General features: G+C 63.2%; 1 protein-coding gene. It reads right to left on the bottom strand.

Features of this window, described 5'->3' with window-relative positions:
• Positions 1 to 153: 153 nt before the first annotated feature.
• The coding region (locus EN964_RS37835; protein WP_281035584.1) for an S-layer family protein at positions 154 to 5012 on the bottom strand (4859 nt) is incomplete at its 5' end.

The following is a 5012-nucleotide window of genomic DNA, read 5'->3' as shown; positions in this document are numbered from 1 at the left end:
GGACGCGACGCTGCCGCCTGTCGGCAGTTCCTGTGCTCGCGCCGACGTGAAACCGACAAGTGCCGTCGACGTCAAAAGCAGCGCCATCAACGGCGCGCCGGTGCGGTTAAGGTGCCGCCGTGAGAGGGTTTGGCGCTGCGCGGTCATGTCTTCCTACCGGATCGAGGCAACGCTGCAGACGGAAGCTGCGTCCGCCACGCCCTGGCAGAAGGCGGGGCCATCAAGCCGCGGGTCTTCAACCAGCGTTTGCGCATCGCCAGCCACCGGCTGTCCGGTGAAGAAAACCGGAGCCGGCCCGCCAGCAGCATGAGCATCGGCGTTGTACGCGACCGTGCTGGCTGCATCCGGTGCCGGCACGGTGTTGGGCGGCGAGACCACCAGATCGGCACCGACATAGGTCAGTTCATAGTTGGCCGAGAGGGTCAGGCTTCCCTGTTCGATGGCGTAGTTGCCAGGAGGGCTAGCGTGTGTCGCCCCAGTCGAGAGCGCGCCAAGAAACGTATCCCCGTTGACCAACCCCAGACCGCCGATCGAATAGGTGAGTGGCGGATTGGGCATGCCCTGCGGCCGGCTCTGCGCATCCGCCACTATGGTGATCGCCCGCTTGCCGATGCTGAAGTCGGCACCGGCATAGCTGATCTCGTAGTTCGAATTGGCGCTGTCGGTAAGCGTGCCCTGGCCGATCGCGTAAGCTCCGGCGTTCTCTCCCAAAACGCGATCGAGAGCGCCGACCAATCCCACACCACTGCCGAGATCGGTGCTGGTGTAGCCATAGGAGGACGGGTCGGCATCGCCGTAGATCTTGCCCTGGCCCGAATTGGCCGTGACGGTCACGACACGCCTGCCGATGCTGAAATCGGCGCCGACATAGCTGATGTCGTAGTTCGAATTGGCCGCATTGGCGAGTGTGCCCTGCCCGATCTGATAGGCGCCGACATCTTCGCCGGGAGTGCGGTGGAGAGCGCCAACCAGCGCCGCACCACTGCCGAGATCGGTGAAGGTGTAGCCATAGGACGACGGATCGGCATTGCCGTAGGTCTTGCCCTGGCCCGAGCTGGCAGTGACGGTCACGAATCGCTTGCCGATGCTGAAACCGGCGCCGACATAGGTGATGTCGTAGTTGGCGTTGGCCGCATCGGTGAGGGTGCCGCGGCCAATGGCATAGGTCCCGACATTCTCGCCCTCGGCGCGATCAAGCGTGCCGGTCAGCGCTGCGCCGCTGCCGAGATCGGATACTCCGTAGCCGTAAGACAGCGGATCTCCGTCCCCGTAGATCTTGCTCTGGCCCGCATCGGCCGTCACCGTGATCGCGCGCTGCGTCACCGAAAGATCCGCGCCGATATAGCTGATGGCGTAATTTCCGTTGGCAAGCGTGCCTTGGGTGATGCTGTAGCCGCCGACATCGGATGATGCTGCGGCGGTCCTTGCCAACGCACCACTCAGGCTGTCGCCATTGGCGAAATCGCCCGAGGTCAGTTGATAGGTCAGCGTTGGATTGTCATCGCCATAGACACGGCTCTTGGCATCGGCCGTCACCGTAATCGCGCGCGGCGTCACTGACAGGTTTCCGCCGACATAGCTGATCGCGTAGTTGCTGTTGGCGAGCGTGCCCTGCGTGATGCCGTAGCTGCCGACATCGGATGCTGTCGTTGCCGAGGTCGCCAGCGCACCGTTCAGGCTGTCGCCATTGACGAAATTGCCTGCGGTCAGCTGATAGGTCAACGCCGGGTTGGCATCGCCATAAACACGGCTCTTGGCATCGGCCGTCACCGTGATCGCCCGTTTCGTCACCGCCAGATTGGCGCCGGCATAGCTGATCGCATAGTTGCTGTTGGCGAGTGTGCCTTGCGTAATGCTGTAACTGCCGACACCAGATGCTGTCGTGGCCGCTGTTGCGAGCGCGCCGCTCAGGCTGTCGCCATTGACGAAATTGCCCGTGGTCAGCTGATAGGTCAGCGCTGGGTTGGCATCGCCATAGATGCGGCTCTTGGCATCGGCTGTCACCGTGATGGCGCGCTTCGCCACCGACAGATTGGCGCCGACATAGGTGATCGCATAGTTGCCGTTGGCGAGTGTGCCTTGCGTGATGCCGTAGCTGCCGACACTGGATGCCGTCGTAGTTGTTGTTGCCAATGCACCGCTCAGGCTGTCCCCATTGACGAAATTGCCTGATGTCAGCTGATAGGTCAGCGCCGGATTGGCATCGCCATAGGCACGGCTCTTGGCATTCGCCGTCACCGTGATCGCGCGCGGCGTCACCGACAAATTGGCGCCGGCGTAGGTGATCGCATAATTGTTGTTGTTGAGCGTACCCTGCGTGACGCCATAGCTGCCGACACCGGATGCCGTGGTCGCCGATGTCGTCAGCGAACCGCCCAAGCTGTCGCCATTGACAAAACTGCCTGATGTCAGCTGGTAGGTCAGCGACGGATTGGCGTTGCCATAGATACGGCTCTTGGCATCGGCCGTGATCGTGATCGCGCGCTTGGCGATGGCGAAACTGCCGCCGACATAGGTGATGTCGTAGTTCGAATTGTTAGCGTTGGTGATGCTGTTCTGGTTGATGGCGTAAGTGCCGGCACTGTTCCCGGCCGTGCGGTTGAGGGTGCCGACCAGAGCCACGCCGGCGCCGAGATCCGAAACGGTGTACGCATAGGATGACGGATTCGCATCGCCATAGATCTTGCTCTGGCCCGGCGTTACCGTCACCGTTACCGCGCGTTTGCCGATGGTGAGCAGGCCGGTGCTGCTGTAGGCGAAGCCATAGCCGCTCAACGCCGCGAGATTGCCGGCGCCGACGGTGATTGCATAGGATCCTGCTCCGACCTGTGTATTGCCCGGCGGGTTGACGGACGTGACGCTTGGGCCGCCGCTGAAGGTCGTGGCGGCGGTGTCGCCGAGATAGGCGCCGACCGCGCCCGCCTGATAGCCCGCCACTGAATAGGTCACTGCCGGCAGGGCGGTGTCGCCGTAGGTTTTGGTCGCGCTGTTGGACGTAAACGTCAGTGTCGGCTGATAGGCGAAGACATAGCGGTTGCCCGTCGCGCTCACCGCCCCGCCGGCGGTCGTGTTCCAGATGGCGGTGTTGCCGCTGTCGAGATTGCCGAAATTGTTGCCGGTGGGAGCTGCCGTATAGACCAGCCAGCGTCCGCTGGTGGCGGTGACGGCATCGCTGCCGCGACTGTTGATGAATTGTCCTGCGGCTGAGAGCACCGGATCCGTTCCGCTGATCGTCGCACTTGCCGCGATGGTCAGATTGCCCGCCGTCTGAAGCCTTACCGAACCGGTGGTGTTCACCCCGGTCGCCGTAACCCCGCGGGCGGTGGAAGCACTGGCGATCGTCAGGCTTGCGCCATCGCGCAGATCGACGGAACCGGCGTTGCCGGCGACGTTGCCGATCTGGTTGCCGGCGTTGGTCAGGGTGAAGCTACCCGTGCCACCGAGAACCAGCGACGCCGCCGTCAGGCCACTCGTCTGCGTCACCACGCCGTTCGACGACAGCGCCATCGTGCCGGTGCCGACCGACAGCGCCTGGTTGAGGGCGAAGGTGGCTGCTGCGGTTTCAATCTGGCGATTGGCGAAGGACAGGCTGCCGACAGAGGTTGACCCAATAGCCGCGCTATAGGCGCTGCTCAGCGTCGATAGCGAAGCGATCGAGCCATCCGTCTCGTCGAGCCGCCAGTCGCCATAGACGTTGAGGTTCGAGACATTGCTGCCGGACAGGCCGGTCCGGAAGGTCACGCTATTCTTGGCGCCCGAGTCCGCTTCGGCAACGGTGTAAGCGAGCACCGAGTTCGAGACCGCGCCCGCCGGCAGAGCGAGATAGTAGTAGCCGTTGACGCCGGTCGAGACTGTGCCGAGGTTTACGCCGCCGGAGACGACGGACACCAGCCCGGGATTCTTTGTGTAATAGGGCTGGCCGGTACCGGAAATCAGCGGCGTGTTGCCGGCATCCTTGTAGGCAATTCCGGAGATCGCCTGGACGCCATTGGGGTAGAAGCTCTTCAGATAGGGATAGAGGCCGCCAGTCCCGCCGCCAAAGGCGGCACTCAGTCCGTTGGCGCCGCCATTCTGGAAGCTGGAGGTCGACAGGCCGACGACATTGACATTGGGGCCGGTGGTGCCGCCGCCGATCGCAGGCTTGGCGATGGATGTGGTATTGTAGGGGCCTGATGTCGAAGTGTCGTACGCGCCCGTGACCACGCCGTCGTAAAGGTTGTTGCCGATGAACGCGCCGACATTCCATCCGCCGCTGACCGCGCCGGTCGAATAGCTGTCGGTTATCCTGCCGCCCTCGCCGACCCCCGAGTAGCCATAATTCGATCCGACGAGGCCGCCGACGGCCGCGCCGCCGCTGCCGATATCGACAGCGCCCATGGCATAGACGCGATCGATGGTGCCGAAATTATTGAAGCCTACCGCGCCGCCGGCGGTGTTAGTATCGCGAGCATTGACGACCACCGTCGAGAAGCTGTCGGAGAGCGCGCCGTCGTTCTCGCCGATCAGACCACCTGAGGCGGACCCGTATTGTGTGGTGAACAGCTGACCAGTCGAATAACTCTGGGCCACCGTGCCGGCATTGAACCCAGCGATCCCGCCGAGGGTCCTGAACCCCCGGACCGTCACATTGGTGACGCCGACATTCTGAACCAGGCCGCCCGCGCCGATATAGCCGAACAGGCCGACATATTGGGCAGCGGACTGCGTCACCGACAGGCTGTCGACGGTGTGGCCTAGCCCGTCGAACGAGCCGGTGAAGCCATTGCCGCCGTTCTGGATGTTGCTGTTGCCGTCGGTGCCCAGTGATATGAAGCCGAGACCGCTATTCCAGCTGGACGTGGTGCTGGCATCGATATTCTTGGCCAGCGCATAGCTCCCGGTGAGCCCGCTGTTGATCGCCTGCAGGCCGTTGACATCGTAGATCAGCGTGTAGCTCTGGCCGTCGATCGACAGCGCCTGCGCTCCCGGCGTGCCGGTGAAGGTCGCCGATGCACCCAAGGCATAGGAAATCG

The sequence above is a fragment of the Mesorhizobium sp. M7A.F.Ca.CA.001.10.2.1 genome (genome assembly GCF_003998575.1).
GTDB lineage: Bacteria > Pseudomonadota > Alphaproteobacteria > Rhizobiales > Rhizobiaceae > Mesorhizobium.
This window is presented reverse-complemented; position numbering and strand designations above follow the sequence as displayed.